The following is an 18658-nucleotide window of genomic DNA, read 5'->3' as shown; positions in this document are numbered from 1 at the left end:
CCTCGCCTCCCTGACGGGAGGCGATTCCCGCACCTGGCAAAACACGTCCGCATCGGAACTTCCTGTTCCGCTTGAGCGTGTGCTTCCACGTGTCGCTGCAGAAGTTCCAGACGTAGTTCACCGCACGGCTCCGTTTGTTCAGGAGTCCGTTGAGCGACTTCACGCGATAGCGGTAGACAAGGATCAAACCGATCACTCCAACGATGGAATGCCGTCTGTCGACGTCACTCCTTTCCTCTCCGCCATCGATGGCGGGATTTCTCGGAGCAACTGATGAAACCGCATGCCCGTACAGAAAAGCAGGCCGTCGATGCGACGGACTTGCATCACGAAGCCGGCCCGCCGGCCACTGCGCGGTCATTGCCGTACGAAACGATCGCGCTCGTCCTGCAGGGCGGCGGCGCGCTCGGCGCATATCAGGCCGGCGTGTTCGAAGGGCTGCACGAGGCGGGCATTCCGCTCGACTGGATCGCGGGCATCTCGATCGGCGCGCTCAACACCGCGCTGATCGCCGGCAATGCGCCCGAGCATCGCGTCGAGCGGCTGCGCGAGTTCTGGGAAACGATCTGCCAGCCGGCATTCTTTCCGGCGATTCCGGCCGCGTTCGAATTCGCACTGTTCAACAGCATCGACCAGATCCGTACGTTCTTCACCGCGTCGCAGGCCGCGAGCGCGATGATGCAGGGCCAGCAGGGCTTCTTCTCGCCGCGCTTCCCGCCGCCGCTGCCGGGCGTGTCCGACCATCCTGAAAAGATCAGCTGGTACGACACGTCGGCGTTGCGCACGACGCTGCTGAAGCTGTGCGACTTCGACCGGATCAATTCGGGCGAGACGCGCATATCGGTTGGCGCGGTCAATGTCGGCACCGGCAACTTCGTGTACTTCGACAACTCGCGCATCCGTCTCGCACCCGAGCATTTCATGGCGTCCGGCGCGCTGCCGCCCGCGTTCCCGCCGGTCGAGATCGACGGCGAGTATTACTGGGACGGCGGTGTCGTGTCGAACACGCCGCTGATGGAAGTGCTCCGCACACGGCCGCGCAGCGACACGCTCGCGTTCCAGGTCGACCTGTGGAGCGCGCGCGGGCCGCTGCCGCGCACGATGGCCGACGTCGCCGAACGCACGAAGGACGTGCAGTATTCGAGCCGCACGCGTTTCGTCACCGATACGCTGCAGCGCGAACAGCGCTACCGCAACGTGCTGCGCCACGTGCTCGAGCAGGTGCCGGAAGAACAGCGCAAGAACGACCCGTGGTGCATCGAGGCCGACGCGATGTCGAGCGGGAAGAAGTACAACATCCAGCACCTGATCTATCAGCAGAAGGCGTACGAGCATCACTACAAGGACTATCAGTTCGGTCTGTCGACGATGCGCGACCACTGGTCCGCGGGCCTCGACGACATCCGCAAGACGCTCGCGGTGAAGGACGGCCTCGCGCTGCCTAACAACGACGCGGGCTTCGTGACGCACGACATTCACCGCCGCCGGTGATGCCGTGTGCGACGGATCGGGGCGATGCATGCGCCGGTCCGTCCTTTTCTCCGATCTCCGATTCGACATGCCGATTTTCATCGCACTGTTCGCGCTTATCGCCATTGGATGGGGCGCGGTTCACCTGTTTCACGTCATCGCCGCGCAGTTCGGCCAGCCGGTCGCGATCGCGGCCGCGGTGCTCGCCGCCGCGGTCCTGATCGCGCTGGTCGCGTGGTGGATCAAGCGCCGCCGCGACATCGCGCCGAATACGAAGGAAGAAGGCTGGACACATATCGTGCATCGCGCATGGGGCGAGTTGCGTGTGTCCGCGACGCAAGGGCTGCTGTGGCTGTCGCACGAAGGCGCGGACGGTCGTTATACGCTGTCGCAGCTCGACGGCTGCCAGGCCGCGCCGATCGGCGGCCGCTGGCATCTCGTCGTGCGCGTGCGCGACGCGGTGCGCAGCGAATGGAAGCTGCCGATGACGGACAAGCGCGATGCACGGCGCTGGGCGCGTGTCCTCATGCTCGCGAAGGACAACCGGCTCTGAACGCACGGGCAGCCGTGCCACGCTCCGCTATCGCGCGCCGAGCACCCACAGCGCATCAAGCACGTGCTGCGTCGCCCGCTCGACCGGTCCCGCCCGATGGGCGATCCCCAGTTCCCGCCACAACGCCGGTCGCAGTGCGCGCATGACGATGCGTGCATCCGGCAGCGGCGCTCCGGCCTCATGCGGCAACAGCGTCGCGCCGTAACCGGCGGCGACCAGGCTCTTGATCGCATCGTTGTAGTTGAGTTCGATCCGCGGCTCGGGCCGATGGCCGCCGAGCGCGAACCATTCCGTCGTGAGCCGCGACAGGCGCGTGGTCGCATCGTTGAGAATCAGCGGACGCGCGGCCAGATAGGCCGGCGTCACGCGAGCCGGGAGCCGCCAGTCCGCTGGCAGGAAGGCCATCACCGGATCACGCCGCCACGCGCGGATCGACAGCCCCGCGACCGACGCCTGCGGCAGCGCCACCAGCCCGACGTCGAGCGTGCCCTGCGCAATGCGTGCCAGCGTGTCGTGCGACGTGAGCACCGCGATCTGGACGTCGATGTCCGGATGCTGTTCGCGCAGCCGCGCCACCGCCTGCGGCAACAGGTGCGCGATCGCTCCGGTCGACGCACCCAGGCGCACCCGTCCGGTCAGCCCCTGCACCTGACGCTGCACGTCGTCGAGTGTCGACTCGACCTCGGCCAGCAGACGGCGCGCCCGCTCCACCAGCACTTCACCGATGGTCGACGGCCGCACGTTTCCGCGCGTGCGGGACAGCAGCGGCACGCCGATGCGGCTTTCCAGTTCCGCTATGTGAAGACTGACGGTCGGCGGCGCGAGATGAAGCAGTTGCGCCGCGGCCGCGAAGGATCCCTGGTCGGCGATCGCGACCAGCGTGCGCAGGCGGTCCAGACTGATCTCCCGCATTCCCCACCTCTCGTTCAGGAAAACTGAATCCGACAATCAGCAAATTCAACTTTTCATATTCTAGGCGTTCGATCGACGATACGGTTTCTCCCGACGACCGAACGCAAGGAACGTGACCATCATGAGCCTCCCCACTGTCTATATCGACGGCGACCAAGGCACGACCGGACTGCAGATCCACGAGCGCCTGCGCGAGCGCAACGATTTGCAGCTGCTCACGCTGCCGGCGGCAGAACGCAAGAATCCCGTACGGCGCGCCGAGGCAATCAACGCGTGCGATATCGCAATTCTGTGCCTGCCCGACGCGGCCGCGCGCGAAGCGGTCGGCTTCATCCGGAATCCGGCGGTACGCGTGATCGACGCGAGTTCGGCCCATCGCACGGAACCGGAATGGGTCTACGGCTTTCCGGAGATGGTCGATGGGCACGCGCAGAAAATTGCGCATGCGCGGCGCGTCACCAATCCGGGCTGCTACCCGACGGGCGCGATCGCCCTGCTGCGGCCGCTGCAACAGGCCGGCCTGCTGCCGCGCGACTATCCGGTGAGCATCCATGCCGTCTCCGGTTACTCGGGCGGCGGGCGGACCGCCATCGACGAATTCGAATCGGACGGGGCTTCGCGCGCGAAACCGCTGCAAGTCTATGGCCTCGCACTCGCGCACAAACATGTGCCCGAGATCCAGCTGCATGCCGGGCTCGCGCACCGTCCGTTGTTCGTGCCGGCGTACGGCGCCTATCGGCAAGGCATCGTGCTGACCGTACCGATCGAGTTGCGCCTTCTCCGGGCCGGCGTGACCGGCGAGCGGCTGCACGCGTGTCTCGCGCATCACTACGCGGACGCGCGTCATGTCGATGTCACGCCGCTCGCGGACACGCGCGCGATCACGCATCTCGATCCGCAAGTGCTGAACGGCACCAACGACCTGCGGCTCGGCGTGTTCGTCCATGCCGATCACGGTCAAGTGCTGCTGTCCGCCGTGTTCGACAATCTCGGCAAAGGGGCATCCGGCGCAGCTGTGCAGAATCTCGACCTGATGCTCGGCGCGTCGAGTGCGGCATGACCCGCCCGCCGGCACCGTCGAAGTCCGGCCCGGCGAGCGGATCGACAGCGCGGCGCAGCCGGCAATGCTTCTGTACGCGCTGCACGCTGCATGCTCGCGACCGCCATTCGCGAGCTGTGAAAGAGCGTCTACCGATGCCTGCACACGCCCCCGTAAAAGCTCACCTTTGGCCGGCCTCACGCCATATCGTCACCTGCGGCGGCATTCAGGCCGGCCAGCGTCTCCGCCAGAAAATCCACGCACACGCGCACTTTCGCCGATGCCGCGACGCGTTCCGGATAAACCGCCCAGATGTTCGCGGGCTGGGTCGCGTCCGGCAGCACGCGGCACAACGCGCCGCGTTCGATCAGCGGCCCGGCTTCCCAGATCGAGCGCAACACGATCCCGCGCCCGGCCAGCGCCCATTGCACGGCAACCTCGCCGTGATTCGTCGACAGTGCGCCGCCGACCTTCACCGTGGCCGTTTCTCCACGCACGTTCAGCCGCCAGACGCCGAACGGATGATCGCGCTCCTTGATCGCGAGACAGTCGTGCGATGCGAGATCCGCGAGCGAACGTGGCGTGCCGCGTCGCGCGAGATAGTCGGGCGACGCGCACAGCACGCGGTAGTTCGCGGCGAGGCGGCGCGCGATCAGGTGATCGGAGATTTCGTCGCCAATACGCACGTCGAGGTCGTAGCCTTCGCCCGCGACGTCGACGAGCCGGTCGAACAGATCGAGCCGCACGTTCAATTGCGGATAGCGTGCCGAGAAGTCGAGCAGCGCCGGCGCGACGACGTGCCTGCCGAAGCCGAAGCTGCTCGAAATGCGCAGCGTGCCGCGCGGCACCGTGCGCGTCGTCGACACGTCCTCGACGAGATGATCGACGTCGTCGAGAATCTTCTCGGCGCGTGCGAACACGCGTTCGCCGGCTTCCGTGACCGTCACGCGGCGCGTCGACCGATGCAGCAGGCGCGTGCCGAGTTGCGCCTCGAGCAGCGCGATGCGCTTGCTGACATAGGCGGGCGACACCGCGAGCTGCTCGGCGGCCGCGCTGAAGCTCGTCAGACGGACGACCAGGCTGAACACGCGCAGATCGTCGAGGTTCGGTGATTTATTCACGATTCGTGGAAAGTCGATTAACCTTTCGTGCGATTTTAATCCGAATGGAAATAAATAAAATGGCGTGACGTGCCACTGCATCCCCGGCAGCAGGCCGACCAGCCAAGGAGCTTTGCATGACCGACAGGACTTACAGAATTGCCGTGATCCCCGGCGACGGCATCGGCCGTGAAGTGATGCCCGAGGGCCTGCGCGCGCTCGACGCCGTGACCGCACGCTTCGGCATCCGCTTCGATTTCGTGCAGATCGACTGGGCGAGCTGCGACTACTACGCGCAGCACGGCCAGATGATGCCGGACGACTGGAAGGCGCAACTGTCGGGCATGGACGCGATCCTGTTCGGCGCGGTCGGCTGGCCCGCAACGGTGCCCGATCACATTTCGCTGTGGGGCTCGCTGCTGAAGTTCCGCCGCGAGTTCGACCAGTACATCAACCTGCGGCCCGCGCGCCTGTTCGACGGCGTACCGTCGCCGCTCGCCGGCCGCCGCCCGGGCGACATCGATTTCATGATCGTGCGCGAGAACACCGAGGGCGAATATTCGTCGGTCGGCGGCACGATGTTCGAAGGCACCGACCGCGAAGTCGTGATGCAGCAGTCGATCTTCACGCGTCACGGCACCGAGCGCGTGCTGAAATTCGCGTTCGAGCTCGCGCAGCGGCGCGCGAAGCGCCTCACCGTCGCGACCAAGAGCAACGGCATCGCGATCAGCATGCCGTGGTGGGACGCGCGCGCGGCCGAGATGGCCGAACGCTATCCCGAAATCGCCGTCGACAAGCAGCACATCGACATCCTGTGCGCGCGCTTCGTGCTGCAGCCGGACCGCTTCGACGTCGTCGTCGCATCGAACCTGTTCGGCGACATCCTGTCGGATCTCGGGCCGGCCTGTACGGGCACGATCGGCATCGCGCCGTCGGCGAACCTCAACCCCGACCGCACGTTTCCGTCGCTGTTCGAACCCGTGCACGGCTCCGCACCCGACATCGCGGGGCAGTACATCGCAAATCCGGTCGCGATGATCTGGTCGGCGGCAATGATGCTCGACTTCCTCGGCAACGGTGCGGGCCTCGAACGCGAAGCGCACGATGCGATCGTCGCCGCGATCGAAGACGTGCTGCGTGCCGGACCGCATACGCGCGATCTCGGCGGCAACGCGGGCACGCAGGAAGTGGGCGAGGCGATCGCCGCGCGGATTGCAGGCTGACGGTCAGGCCCGGTGCGAGCAATCGCACCGGGAAACGGCTTCACGAATCAGCCTGCGGTGAGCAACGACACACCGCCACGCGCACTGCTTGCAGTGTCTTTCGTTGAAATCGATCCGATCGGTGAGTTGCACATCATGTTCACGCACACCGATCGCCAACAGACCGTCGATCCGGTTCGATCGGTGAGATGCATTGCGTGGTGAAGCACACCGCTGCGCATCGATAGGTGCATCACGCGATATCGACATGTCCGCTTTACCCGGTGCGATGCCGTTTCGATCTGCGCGAAGCACACAGTCCGACGCGGCATTTCACCTGGTCCCGAAAAATCTCACCTTAAGCGCATCGACTCCCGAATTTCCTCACCATAGAGCACGGTCGATGTGTTCGCCGATCCGCTGAACTGGCGCGGCGAGAACGTCACAGCCCGAGATCGGACAGCCCTGGATGATCGTCCGGACGGCGGCCGAGCGGCCAGTGATAGAGACGGTCCGCCTCGCGAATCGGCAAGTCGTTGATACTCGCGTGGCGATGCGCCATCAGGCCGTGTTCGTCGAACTCCCAGTTTTCGTTGCCGTACGAACGGAACCAGTTGCCGGCGTCGTCATGCCATTCGTACGCAAAGCGCACCGCGATGCGATTGCCGCCGTACGCCCACAGCTCCTTGATCAACCGGTAGTCGAGCTCGCGCGTCCATTTCCGCTGCAGCAGCCCGACGATCTCGTCGCGGCCGGTCACGAATTCCGCGCGATTGCGCCATCGGCTTTGCGGCGTATAGGCGAGCGACACGCGCTGCGGATCGCGTGTGTTCCACGCATCCTCGGCGGCACGCACCTTCTGGCGTGCCGATTCGAGCGTAAAGGGCGGAACGGGCGGACGGACTTCGGGGGAAGCGGACATGGATTTGCTCCTGTTCAGGGTTCTGGCCGCGGACGACCGCGGCCGGTTCGGATTCGCCGCACCGACTACCGCGAAACGGTGTCGAGCAGCAGTTCGGCTGTCGCGCGCGCATCGCGCGCGGCGTTGGCGTCGCCGCTGACGAGCGCCACGCCGATCGCGCCGTCGATCAGCACGAGCCACTGACGCGCAAGGCGCGCGAGCCCGCGGCGCTCGATTCCCGTTGCGTCGGCATACGCATCGAACCGCTCGCGCACGAATGCCAGCAGGCGCGCCTTGTGCATACGCGCGACGACGCGCACGGGATCGTCGGCGTCGGGAATCTCGCCCGACGCGTTCAGGAACGCGCAGCCATGAAAGTCGGGCTGCCCGAACCAATCGCGCAGCACGTCGAACATGCCGAGCAACTGCGCGCGCGGCGCGTTGCCGCGCGCATGGGTTGCATCGACGAACCAGCGCATCCAGCGCTCGTCGCGACGTTCGAGCGCGGCGACCACCAGCGCCTCTTTCGATTCGAACTGCGAATAAAAGCTCTTTCGTGCCGCACCGGACCGCTTCACGATCGCGTCGACACCCGTTGCATGGATGCCGCCCGAATAGATCAGCGCTTCGGCCGCATCGAGCAGCCGGTCGCGAACGCCCGGTTCGCCGGAAGTGTCGTGTCGTGTATTCATGCGTTTACGGTAGAACGATCGTTCTCCGTCGTCAACTCCTGTGTTAAATCACCATATCGGTGAAAGGGCTGAATCGCGGCCTGGCCGCGCGATGCGGCCCGCCGCGTTTACGACATTTTTTCTTGAAGCGGATGCGTGACGCTCACTACACTTCGGTCACCCTGTCTGGGCGAAAGGACATCATGCAGCGACCGGAATCCGCGCGCCCCGCGCGCGCCTATGCGGCTTATGCCAAGCGGCTCGACGGCCGCGTCGTCGTGCGGCGCTTCGATCCGCGCAGCGATTCGTACGACGCGCTGACCGCGCTGCTGCATCGCGCGTTCGCGCCGCTCGGCGCGCTGGGCTTCAACTGCCCGTGCGTCGATCAGCCGGCATCGGCGACACGCGAACGCGTGCTCACCGGCGAGTGTTTCGTCGCGCTCGGCAACGCGCATCTGGTCGCGACGATGACGATGCATTCGCACGATCCCGATTCACGCTGCGATCCGTATCGCAGCCGGCACGTCGCGACACTCGGCCAGCTGGCCGTCGATCCCGTCTGGCAGGAGCGCGGCATCGGCCGCTCGCTGCTCGCGTTCGCGCAACGGCGGGCGGCCGCGCGCGGCGCGACGCACCTCGCGCTCGACGCGCCGTATGCAGCGGTCCGGCTCATCGATTTTTATCGTCGCGAAGGATTTCAACCGGTCGACGTGATGCGTTTTCCGGGACACAACTACGACAGCGCGATCCTGTGCAAATCCGTCGGCGTCGCGGACGACCGCATGCGTGCCTGCGACACGGCGCAGATCGACGTTGCGCGGCAAGCAGGTGCGGCGTCATGAAACACGAAGTGCAGAAGCACGATGGCGATGGCGATCGCGCGCAGCTCGCCGTCCGGCAGGCACGCGTGCGTGCGGCGCTGCGGCTGCGCGGCGTGATGAAGCTGACGATCGTCACGATCGCGGTCGCGCATGCGCTGACGTTCGCGTTCGAAGGCCTGCTCGTCGCGGCCGGTTTCGCGCCCGAAGCCGCGACGTTGCTGTTGTTCCGCTTCGTGACCTGTGCGCTCGTCAGCTTCTGGCTGCAAGCCGATGCATCACGCGCCTGTCGGTACGCGGTGCAGCACGGGTTCGTCACGGTTTCCGGCCCGCACGGCGATCTGATCGACGTTGCGCCGCAGTGCCCGAAGCGCTGGCTCGTCGTGTTGAATCTCCAGCTCGAACCGCGATGGTTGAACGGTGAACAGACCAGGTAGCAGTCCGCGCACCGCTCGATGCAGATTGCGTTGCGTATGAGTGAGTGGGAACGAGGTTCACCAGCTCACGGTTGACGTCCCGGTTCGGCACGGCATCGCATGAGGTACGTAGCGAGCAATTGCTCGACAAGCGAAGCAGGGGAGCGTGCGGAAGAGGAGGAACAGGCGCCGATTGGCGTGATGGAGGGAAGCGAGGTAAGGGCTGACAGGTGAAGCGAACGCGCGATTGCAAGTCACCGATGTGCGATCGCGTCGCAATTCGACGCGCAAACACATCTCCCGAATAATCTCACCTCAAGCCCGGATTCGCGCGTTCCGATCGTGACGACACACATGCAAACGAAAGCGGGGCAGGCGGCGAACGAGCCGCGCTGCCCCTTCGGCACTCAGACCGTCCAGTCGAGAATCACCTTGCCGCTTTCGCCGGACAGCATCGCGGCGAAGCCTTGCTCGTAATCGTCGGCCTTAAAGCGATGCGTGATGATCGGCGACAGGTCGAGGCCGCTCTGCAGCATCGCGACCATCTTGTACCAGGTCTCGAACATCTCGCGGCCGTAGATGCCCTTGATCTCGAGCCCCTTGAAGATCACCTGGTTCCAGTCGATCGCCGTCTGCGCGGGCGGGATGCCGAGCAGCGCGACCTTGCCGCCGTGGTTCATCGCCTCGAGCATGCTCGTGAACGCGCTCGGCACGCCCGACATCTCGAGACCGACGTCGAAGCCTTCGGTCATGTGCAGGTCGGCCATCACATCGCGCAGCGACTCGCGTGCGACGTTGACCGCGCGCGTCGCGCCCATCTTGCGCGCGAGTTCCAGCCGGTAGTCGTTGATGTCGGTGATGACGACGTTGCGCGCGCCGACGTGCTTCGCGATCGCGACGGCCATGATGCCGATCGGGCCCGCGCCGGTGATCAGCACGTCTTCGCCGACGAGGTTGAACGACAGCGCCGTGTGCGTCGCGTTGCCGAACGGATCGAAGATCGACGCGAGATCGTCGGAGATCTCGGGCGGAATCTTGAACGCGTTGAATGCCGGAATCGCCAGATACTCGGCGAACGCGCCTTCGCGGTTCACGCCGACGCCGACCGTGTTGCGGCACAGATGCCGGCGCCCCGCGCGACAGTTGCGGCAGAAACCGCACGTGATGTGGCCTTCGCCGGACACGCGATCGCCGATCGCGAAGCCGCGCACTTCCTGCCCCATCTCGACGATCTCGCCGACATATTCGTGACCGACGTGCATCGGCACGGGAATCGTCTTCTGCGCCCAGTCGTCCCACTTCCAGATATGGATGTCGGTGCCGCAGATCGCCGTGCGGCGGATCTTGATCAGCACGTCGTTGTGGCCGACTTCGGGGCGCTTCACGCGCGTGAGCGTGAGGCCGGGACCGCGTTCCAGCTTTGCCAGTGCTTTCATGGTCGCGCCTCCGTCAGACGATGCCGAGCGACTTGCCGACGCGCACGAACGCGGCGACCGCCTGGTCGATCTGTTCGGGCGTATGCGCGGCGCTCATCTGCGTGCGGATGCGTGCGCGGCCGCGCGGCACGACGGGGAACGAGAAGCCGATCACGTAGACGCCTTCGCCGAGCAGCTGGTCGGCCATGTTCGTCGCGAGCTGCGCGTCGCCGAGCATCACCGGGATGATCGGATGCGCACCGGGCACGAGCGTGAAGCCCGCTTCGGTCATCTGCTCGCGAAAACGCGCGCCGTTCTCACGAACGCGCTCGCGCAGCTTCGCGCCTTCGTCGCTGCCGAGCAGTTCGAGCACCTTCAACGATGCCGCGGCGATGCTCGGCGTGAGCGTGTTCGAAAACAGATACGGGCGCGAGCGCTGGCGCAGCAGTTCGACGACCTCGCGGCGCGCAGCGACATAGCCGCCCGATGCGCCGCCGAGCGCCTTGCCGAGCGTGCCCGTGATGATGTCGACGCGGCCTTCGACGCCGCAATGCTCGGGCGTGCCGCGGCCGTGCGCGCCGATGAAGCCGACCGCGTGCGAATCGTCGACCATCACGAGCGCGCCGTAACGATCGGCGAGATCGCAGATGCCTTTCAGGTCGGCGATGATGCCGTCCATCGAGAACACGCCGTCGGTCGCGATCAGCTTGTGGCGCGCGCCCGCCGCATCGGCTTCCTTGAGCTTCGCCTCGAGATCGGACAGGTCGTTGTTCCGGTAGCGGAAGCGCTTCGCCTTGCACAGGCGGATGCCGTCGATGATGCTCGCGTGGTTCAGCTCGTCGCTGATCACCGCGTCGTTCTCGTCGAGCAGCGTCTCGAACAGCCCGCCGTTCGCATCGAAGCAGCTCGAATAGAGGATGCTGTCCTCGGTGCCGAGAAACGCGGCCAGCGCGCTTTCCAGCTGCTTGTGCACGGTTTGCGTGCCGCAGATGAAACGCACCGATGCCATGCCGAAGCCGTCCTGGTCGAGGCCGGCTTTCGCCGCGTCGATCAGGCGCGGATCGTTCGCCAGACCCAGATAGTTGTTCGCGCAGAAATTGAGCACGCCGGCACCGCCGGCAAGCCGCACGGCCGCCGCCTGGGGGCTCGCAATCTCGCGCTCGGTCTTGTAAAAACCGTCCGCGCGGATCTGGTCGAGCGTCCCGCGCACCTGGGCGAGAAAGGCATCACGCATCGCAAAGCTCCTGACAGGGATTCGCATTCCGCAGCGCGCCGCTCGTGGCGGCGGCGCAACGGCCTGCTACTGTTATAGTCGGTCGTTCGGTTGACCGCATTTATCCGATATTCCGAACTAGAATTCGAAATATCGAACAACTCTAAGCGAACGGAATCCAAATGGCAAGTTCCTCCGGATCGCGGCGCCCGCCTGCCGGCGCCGCATCGCAGCCGCCGGCCGCCACGCCGCCGCGTGTCGGCGAGCAGATCCAGCGGCTGCGCAACGAGCGCAAGCTGACGCTCGACGACCTGTCGCGCGCGGCCGGCGTATCGAAATCGATGCTCTCCGAGATCGAACGCGACAAGGCCAACCCCACGATCGCCGTCGCCTGGCGGCTGACCAACGCGCTCGGCATCACGCTCGACGAGTTGTTCTCGCAGCCGAAGGCGCCGGAGACGATCCGTGTAGACGGCCCGCACGACATTCCGACGCTCGCCGGGCACGACGGCCGGTACCAGTTGCGTGTGTGGGGCCCGATCGATCTCGCCGGCAAGTTCGAGTGGTACGAGCTGACACTGCCAGGCGGCGGCGCACTCGTATCGAACGCGCACGAACCCGGCACGCGCGAACACCTCACCGTGCTGCAGGGCGCGATGGAGATCGAAGCCGCGGCGGCCAGCCGGCGCCTGAAGGCCGGCGACACCGCGCGCTACCCGGCCGACGAGCCGCATGCGATCCGCAATCCCGGCAAGGCCGAAGCGCGGGCACTGCTGATCGTGATACATCGCTGACGGCGCGTGTAGCTGACCAAAGGGCTAGTTGCGGAAAATACTGTATGTTTGTACAGTATACGGACATTCCGCCATGCATGGGCCGGAGCCGGCGCACGGAGGCGCCCGCCCCGGTCGACAGGAGCCTGCGATGACAGAAGAACAAGATTTGGCCGCGCTCAGCTTCAAGGCTGCCGCACACGACCTCGAGCTGATCGTTCGCCATATTGCCGGGCGCTATATCCGTCAGCGCGTACCGCTGACGTGGCGCCTGCTGCACGCGATCGAAGCCGAGGCGCTCGCCGATCTCGGCTTTGCCAGCCGGCACGAAGCCGGCATGCGTCAATTGTTCGAACGGCCGTCGGACATGGCGTTTCCCGAAACGGACGATCCGATCGACTTCGGGCGCTCGAATGCGCTGCCCGCCGTCTTTTCGTTCGCGGTTCTCGCATACGAAGCGGCGGCAACGTCGCGCGACACGGCGCCCCGCGAGCGCGCTCACCGTCCGTCCAAGGCGTGGGGCGACTGACTGCCAACCCGGGCCGCCGCGCATGGCGGCCTGTCCAGCCTCTTGCTGCCCGAGACGTTGCGGAAAGGGCTACCATATACGCAACTAACGGAATAAATAACATGTCCCTTCCCGCCTCTCCCGACACGCCGGCACGCCCGGAAGAAAAGGATCTGTTCGACCGCGGCGCATCCGACTGGATTGTGTCGCCCGAAGCCGCATTCGACGCGTGGCTGGCCATGCAGGACTATCGCCGCTCGTCGGCCGACGTCTATCGCACGCAATGGGGTGCGTTTCTCACGTGGATGCGCGCGCATCAGAAAAATCTGGCAACGGTCGATACGGCAACGATCGCGAACTTCGTCGGCGAATTGCCGATCCGGAAAACCCAGCGATTACGCTATCTGCGGCTGATCGAGCGTGTGCTCGACCACATCCGGCGCACCGAGTACGCGTCGACCAACCCGGCCCGTTTCATTGCTCAGGATGGCGAAGCGAACTGGCGCAAGGCGCGCGACAACGAGCCGACCGGTTTCCTGACACCCGCCGAACGCGCAACATTGCTCGCGTATCTGTTTTCGCCGATCGGCGTATCCGGTTCCGCGTACTGGAAAGAGCGGCGCGATCGCGCGCTCGTGGCCGCGTTTCTCGGCGCCGGCATTAAAACCGGCGAAGCGCGTGCGCTTACGATTAGTTGCGTCAATACGAGCGGAACATCGCTGCAGATCCAGTCGGCGCACCCAGCTTACGCGCGCGAAACCCATCTGGCATCGTTCGCGATCGCGCTGCTCGAAGCGTGGCTCACGGAGCGCAAGCGCCAGGAAATTCCGGGCGAGCTCGTGTTCCCGGCGTCGCATGCCGGGCGGCCGATGCACAAGGCGACGATGCTGCGCGCCATCGATGCGATCGTCGAATCGGCCGGGCTCACGTCGTCGCGTACCGCGCGCGCGAGCCCGCAGACGCTGCGCAATACCTACGCGGCCGAACTGTTCGAAAACGACGTACCGCCCGAACGGGTCGGCAAATGGCTGGGCTTCATGCGGCCGATCTCGTCGAGCCGCCTGCATCGCGCGTGGAAAAACTGGCGCGATGGCCTGACCGACAGCAACGGTGACGGTGACGCGTCCGACAGCGACGAAACTCACTGATCCGGAAACGGCTGCTCTCGCGACACGATCCGTGAGCAGCCTTGCATGGCGCAGCCTCACCGTTTCACAGCTCCCGAAAAACCTCACCTCAAGCGTCCTGGATCGTCTCACCGGTGCGGATGCCGCCGATCTTCGGGTCAGGTGTGCGCAAAACGCGCGATAGCTTCGAATCGGGACGGCCATGCGCCCGAAGCGTGCTCGCATTCAGGGCACGCCACTTCAAAACCCTCGTCGCTCTGCGACAGTTCCGGTTCGCCATCGCAACGCGGGCACTGGGCCGGTACCGGAATCTCTTGATCCAGCGACGTGCCGATCGCGGCAAACGCTTCCGCATCGAGTTGCCCGGCATTGGCCAGGCGCCGGATCAGCGCGGCAATTTCCGGATTCATCCCGCGGCTCGCGCGCAACGAACTCGCGTCGCGCGTCGCACGTTCCAGTTCGTCGCTCTGGCTGCGCAACTGTTCTTCGAGCCGGTCGGCGCGTGCCTTGGCCGAGCTCAGTTGCTGAAGGAAATCGAATTCCTTGCGCTGAACGTCGCGCAAGCCGCTCTGGTAGGTCGACGCCATGCTGCGAAGCGAGTCCAGCTCGACCAGCATCGGCTTGACGCGGCGTTCTGCTTCGGCCACCGCGTCCTTGATTTGCTGAGCGTAGTGCTCGGTGCGCTGCTGCAATTCGGCTTGCAGCGCATCGATGCGGTCGCGCAGCACGGCGTTTTGCGCTTGCTCGGCGTCGACGCGGCCGGCTGCGGCGGCCAGTTCCTTCTCCAGTCGGGCGACTGTGGTGAGCAACGTCGCTTCGCTTGCCGAACCGTGCGTTGTCTGTGATGCGAGCTGAACCTCGAGTTCGGTCACGCGCGCCTGCAATTGCTCGTTCCGGGCTTCGCCGCGCGCGAGCGCGCTTTCGAGCGTCTCATGGCGGACCGTAGCATCGCGCAACCGCTGTTCGGCGTCGGCAATGCCGGCTCGAACCTGCTCGCGATCGCCATCGAGACTGTCGCGTGCCGCTTTCAACGCTTCTTCATAGAGCGCGCCGAGCAGCGCACCGGCCTTTTCCTCGACGGCCTTCGGAATTGCCGCACCGTCGAGCCTGATCTTGGACGCAGAACGGATGCGCTCCCAGAAATGATCGATGTCTTTCGGGATGTCGCTGGCGCTGCCGGTTTGGGTGAGATCGCGGACGTTGGCCGCCGACGGCCGGATACCCAGATCGAAGAACAGGCGCTTGCACGCATGCAATGACAATTCCTGGCGCCGCGCACCGCTTGCACGTAGCGATTCCAGTTCGTCCCGAATGACTTGGCGCATTTCGTCTAGGGTCATGGCAGAGTTCGCAGACATTGAAATGTGGAAATCATAACGAAATACGTATCTATTGATACCTTCTGCGGGGCGACGTTGCGAATTTACGTCGCTTTGCATAGAAATCGGGTCTGTGAGCTTCTCTGGACGAACGTGGCCCAAAATTCCGTGAAACAAAGCGAAGAAAGTCAGCCAAGTCCTTGTAATACAAGTACTTTCCAGCAGACCCCGAAAATCGGCATTTGTTTCACGTGACGGCGGATCCGATTCCCTGTGGGTGTTCAGGGTTTGGGGTCTCTGTGGAAAACTCGTCAGCCGAAGTCTTGAGAGTATTAGAAGTAAACACCCTTGAACCCTTAGTTAAAAACGTTAACGCCACGGCACAGCCTTATGTAGCAAGGCTTTCCGGCCGACAAGGTGAAGTTTTACGGGAGCCAAGGTGATCTTCTGCGGGAGCTGACGTGATGGGGTTCAGGGAGCTGCGTGAGCCGTTGCAGGAAAGGTCGTGAGCGGATTCGGGATCACAGTGAAACACGAGATTTCCAAAAGGTGAGGGTTTTCGGGGCCTCACAGCCACAGAACCCGCACTGTGCCTGACTGCACAGTTTTCTGCCTGTGCAGACATAGGTGAGAATTTGCGGGACCCTCTTCGCGCCCCGATTCTGCCCATCTTTTAGGCAGTTTTGGCGAAAGGTGAGGTTTCACGGGACTCCACAGGAATTTGGTGTGAGGATTTCCGGGAAACGAACGCCATTTTGCACAGTAAAAGTGCTCTCCGGGGCCTGTGATGCACTAAAGGTGAGGCTTTTCGGGAGGGAAATCCGGGTTTTCCTGCCCTGATCTAACTGAGGTGAGCTTTTTCGGGGCATGGATCACAGGCTGTGATCGTGGTCACAGGTGAGCATTTTCGGGAACGGTATTTGCTCGAAAAACGGTCAAAGGTGAGGCTTTTCGGGACTTGTGAGCGGTCGGAATCGCTGAAAAGCCCGCCAGGACTGGAAGAAATCTCGTTTTTGCTGTGCCCCTTTTTGGCACAGGTGAGGATTTTCGGGAGTCGACATACGGTTGTCGTATGAAGGACTCTCGTCGAAAGGTGAGGTTTTTCGGGGGATGTCTGCCGGGCACAGCCAAATGCCTTCTGTGCATAAGTATCGGAAGGCATTGGAGTTTTTGATACCGCGACAGTTACGGTGAGGTTTTTCGGGAGCCATTCTCGTGCCCGTTGCTGTGCCGCATTTTTTCAATGAGGTGAGCGTTTTCGGGAGGCTCCGATAGCCAATCCCGCGTGTGCCGGACATTCGGTGGCGTCGAGACGAAAGGACAAGCTGTGCTCAAGGTGAGTATATTCGGGACCCGACTCGGTTTGGGCGCTGTACAATGCGCGCCCGGGCCGGCACAGCAGGTCCGATCGGGCGGCGCGGGCCGGTTTCGACGGCGCGTTTCCGGGTGCCGGATTCGATCACGATCACCCGGCGAGCCCCGCCTGTACATGCATACAGCTCGATGCGGCGCAATCGGTGACGCACGATGAGGTGCGATCGCGACCCTGTGGCGAACTCACGGGCGTGCAGTCGCAAAATTACGACAAATCGAAAGGTGAGCCGATACGGGAGCGAGTTTCGCACGTGTCATGCACAGGGGAAATTCTGTGAATCGGCGCATCCCGCGGCACGTCTGGATGAGTCCGGAACGCCGCAATTCCGGACAGGTGAGCGTTTTCGGGAGCGGTTGGGGTGAGTGCCATTTTGCACGCGCGCTTCACCGGCTATGGTGAGCATGTCGTTCTGGACGCACATCACCGCAGGCGCTATCCTTCCGGAAAACTTCTCCTCCGACCCGACGTATGGCCACGACGAAGCGCGCCAAGAAAACCGATGTGGATGTGGTGAGTGCCAGTTCAGCCGAGTTGCGCAAGGCCGTCGAGGCGATCGCAATTCAGCCGAAGAGCGGCAAGATCACGCTCCTGACCCGCAAGCTGTTCAACGTCCTGCTGGCCGTCGCGCAGCAGGCTGACGACTCGGGCGATACGTATCGCGCGCTGCTGTCGGACATCGTCGCAAACTCCGCCTTCGATTCGAACGACACCGCACTGGTGAAGGAACACCTGCGCCGCATGGTGTCGGTGCAGGTCGAATGGAGTACGGGGACCTCGAGCCAGAAGCCGGGCCGCAAGTGGGGGATCTCGACGCTGATCGCCGACGCGGAAATTCTCGAGGATCCGGCGACCCGCCGCGTGTGGGTCGAATTCTCGTTCGCGCCGAAGATCAAGAAGAAGCTGCTGGACCCGGTCCAGTACGCGCGCCTGAGCCTGCAGTTCCAGAGCCAGCTGCGCAGCAGCGCCGGCCTCGCGCTGTACGAGATCTGCGTGCGCTATCTGACGAATCCGAGCCACCTGACGATGCGCGAGCCGTGGGAATGGTGGCGGCCGATCCTGTCGGGCACGCCCGACACCGAAGCCGGCGACGAGGCGAAGCGCGAGTACAAGTACTTCAAGCGCGACTATCTGCGTCCGGCGATCGCGGAAGTCAACGCGGTCACCAACATCTTCGTCGAGCTGATCGAGCACCGCGAAGGGCGCCGGGTCGCGGAGATCCAGTTTCGCGTGACCGAGCGCAAGCAGCCGATGCTCGCGCTCGACGAACACCCGAACGTGTTCGACAGCACGCTGGTCGACCGGATGGTGAAACTCGGGATCCCGCTGAAGGAAGCTCAGACGCTCTACGCGGACAGCGAAGAGAACCGGATTCGCGCCGCACTGCAGATGACCGAGCAGCGGATGCGCAGCACGACGCTGCCGCCGGTGCGCAGCGCGCCGGCGTTGTTCAAGGACGCGCTGAAGAAGGGTTATGCGCCGCCGGTCGAGTCGGTCGACGCGCTGCCTGCCGGCACGCCGTCCGCGAAGGTCGCAGCGGCGCAGCCGGACGACCTGAAGGCGCGCCTGCTGAGCGAATTCTCGGCGTTCCGTCGCAAGGAAGCGAAGGTGCTGTACGAGGAGCAGGGTGACGCCGAGCGCGAAGTGGCGCGCGAGTCGTTCGAGTCGGAGGCGCTGCCGACGATGGGCTCGCATCTGCGCGACGACTGGCGCAAGCGCGGCCTCGATTCCAAGCTGGCCGAGACGGCCTTTTTCGACTGGCTGGCCCAGAAGACCTGGGGCGAGCCGACGGACGGCGACCTGCTGTCGTTCACGCTGAATCAGTCGCGGGCCGCCTGAGGCCCGCTCA

17 protein-coding genes and 1 pseudogene are annotated in these 18658 nt (G+C 64.4%); 10 read left to right on the top strand and 8 right to left on the bottom strand.

The features are described from left to right. Nucleotides 1–55: 55 nt before the first annotated feature. Nucleotides 56–187: pseudogene (locus DM992_RS42890) on the bottom strand (RNA-guided endonuclease TnpB family protein); the annotation flags it as partial. Nucleotides 188–273: 86 nt separating this feature from the next. Here DM992_RS42890 and DM992_RS26095 point away from each other — a divergent pair. Together DM992_RS26095 and DM992_RS26090 are read left to right on the top strand one after the other, a co-directional pair. After that, the gene (locus DM992_RS26095; protein ID WP_162631738.1) at nt 274–1491 is read left to right on the top strand and encodes a patatin-like phospholipase family protein; all 1218 of its coding nucleotides are present in this window, start codon (nt 274–276) and stop codon (nt 1489–1491) included. Nucleotides 1492–1558: 67 nt separating this feature from the next. Further along, entirely contained in the window at nt 1559–2023 is a 465-nt protein-coding gene (locus DM992_RS26090) for a hypothetical protein (protein WP_111019247.1), read from the top strand. A 27-nt stretch (nt 2024–2050) separates the two neighbouring features. Here the strand turns inward: DM992_RS26090 and DM992_RS26085 are convergent, their stop codons facing one another. Further along, nucleotides 2051–2935, bottom strand: a complete 885-nt coding sequence (locus DM992_RS26085) for a LysR family transcriptional regulator (RefSeq protein WP_111019246.1) — start codon at nt 2933–2935, stop codon at nt 2051–2053. 121 nt (nt 2936–3056) lie between these two features. Here DM992_RS26085 and argC point away from each other — a divergent pair, with 121 nt between their 5' ends. Further along, entirely contained in the window at nt 3057–3995 is a 939-nt protein-coding gene (gene argC, locus DM992_RS26080; protein ID WP_111019245.1) for an N-acetyl-gamma-glutamyl-phosphate reductase, read from the top strand. Between the two features lie 176 nt (nt 3996–4171). Here the strand turns inward: argC and DM992_RS26075 are convergent, their stop codons facing one another. After that, nucleotides 4172–5095 (bottom strand): LysR substrate-binding domain-containing protein, encoded by a 924-nt coding sequence (locus DM992_RS26075; RefSeq protein WP_111019244.1) that lies wholly within the window; start codon nt 5093–5095, stop codon nt 4172–4174. A 116-nt stretch (nt 5096–5211) separates the two neighbouring features. Between DM992_RS26075 and DM992_RS26070 the strand changes: the two genes are divergently transcribed. Continuing rightward, nucleotides 5212–6297 (top strand): tartrate dehydrogenase, encoded by a 1086-nt coding sequence (locus DM992_RS26070; RefSeq protein ID WP_111019243.1) that lies wholly within the window; start codon nt 5212–5214, stop codon nt 6295–6297. 421 nt (nt 6298–6718) lie between these two features. On the opposite strand, the gene DM992_RS26060 is transcribed toward DM992_RS26070, so the two are convergent. Both DM992_RS26060 and DM992_RS26055 read right to left on the bottom strand, forming a co-directional pair. Then, complete coding sequence (locus DM992_RS26060) at nt 6719–7198, bottom strand: nuclear transport factor 2 family protein (protein WP_111019242.1); 480 nt, start codon at nt 7196–7198, stop codon at nt 6719–6721. Between the two features lie 65 nt (nt 7199–7263). Next, nucleotides 7264–7869, bottom strand: coding sequence for a TetR/AcrR family transcriptional regulator (locus DM992_RS26055; RefSeq protein ID WP_072444980.1), 606 nt, complete (start codon nt 7867–7869; stop codon nt 7264–7266). A 182-nt stretch (nt 7870–8051) separates the two neighbouring features. On the opposite strand from DM992_RS26055, the gene DM992_RS26050 reads away from it, so the two are divergent. Both DM992_RS26050 and DM992_RS26045 read left to right on the top strand, forming a co-directional pair. After that, the gene (locus DM992_RS26050) at nt 8052–8690 is read left to right on the top strand and encodes a GNAT family N-acetyltransferase (protein ID WP_111019241.1); all 639 of its coding nucleotides are present in this window, start codon (nt 8052–8054) and stop codon (nt 8688–8690) included. Continuing rightward, complete coding sequence (locus tag DM992_RS26045) at nt 8687–9103, top strand: hypothetical protein (RefSeq protein ID WP_111019240.1); 417 nt, start codon at nt 8687–8689, stop codon at nt 9101–9103. The genes DM992_RS26050 and DM992_RS26045 overlap by 4 nt, the downstream gene beginning before the upstream one ends. Before the next feature lie 386 nt (nt 9104–9489). Here the strand turns inward: DM992_RS26045 and tdh are convergent, their stop codons facing one another. Beyond that, nucleotides 9490–10518: an L-threonine 3-dehydrogenase gene (tdh, locus tag DM992_RS26040; RefSeq protein WP_105391301.1), complete on the bottom strand. Its 1029-nt coding sequence runs from the start codon at nt 10516–10518 to the stop codon at nt 9490–9492. Between the two features lie 13 nt (nt 10519–10531). Continuing rightward, nucleotides 10532–11731 (bottom strand): glycine C-acetyltransferase, encoded by a 1200-nt coding sequence (locus DM992_RS26035; protein WP_111019239.1) that lies wholly within the window; start codon nt 11729–11731, stop codon nt 10532–10534. 161 nt (nt 11732–11892) lie between these two features. Between DM992_RS26035 and DM992_RS26030 the strand changes: the two genes are divergently transcribed. The 3 genes from DM992_RS26030 to DM992_RS26020 all read left to right on the top strand — a co-directional run bounded on the left by DM992_RS26030 (nt 11893) and on the right by DM992_RS26020 (nt 14139). Then, nucleotides 11893–12504 carry an XRE family transcriptional regulator gene (locus DM992_RS26030; RefSeq protein WP_111019238.1) on the top strand — a complete coding sequence of 204 codons (612 nt, stop codon included), beginning with the start codon at nt 11893–11895 and terminating at the stop codon, nt 12502–12504. Between the two features lie 130 nt (nt 12505–12634). Continuing rightward, on the top strand, nt 12635–13012 hold the full coding sequence (locus tag DM992_RS26025) for a DUF2471 family protein (protein ID WP_111019237.1): 378 nt from the start codon (nt 12635–12637) through the stop codon (nt 13010–13012). Between the two features lie 101 nt (nt 13013–13113). Beyond that, nucleotides 13114–14139 carry a tyrosine-type recombinase/integrase gene (locus DM992_RS26020; RefSeq protein ID WP_111019236.1) on the top strand — a complete coding sequence of 342 codons (1026 nt, stop codon included), beginning with the start codon at nt 13114–13116 and terminating at the stop codon, nt 14137–14139. 137 nt (nt 14140–14276) lie between these two features. Here the strand turns inward: DM992_RS26020 and DM992_RS26015 are convergent, their stop codons facing one another. After that, the gene (locus tag DM992_RS26015) at nt 14277–15458 is read right to left on the bottom strand and encodes a DNA-binding protein (RefSeq protein ID WP_111019235.1); all 1182 of its coding nucleotides are present in this window, start codon (nt 15456–15458) and stop codon (nt 14277–14279) included. A gap of 1822 nt (nt 15459–17280) precedes the next feature. Here DM992_RS26015 and DM992_RS26005 point away from each other — a divergent pair. Then, nucleotides 17281–18648 carry a replication initiation protein gene (locus DM992_RS26005; protein ID WP_111019234.1) on the top strand — a complete coding sequence of 456 codons (1368 nt, stop codon included), beginning with the start codon at nt 17281–17283 and terminating at the stop codon, nt 18646–18648. Nucleotides 18649–18658: the final 10 nt, after the last annotated feature.

The organism is Burkholderia sp. JP2-270, from assembly GCF_003233675.1.
In the GTDB taxonomy this organism is placed as follows: Bacteria; Pseudomonadota; Gammaproteobacteria; order Burkholderiales; family Burkholderiaceae; genus Burkholderia; species Burkholderia pyrrocinia_C.
Note: the sequence above shows the minus strand (reverse complement) of the source record. Positions and strands in the feature narration are given on the sequence as shown.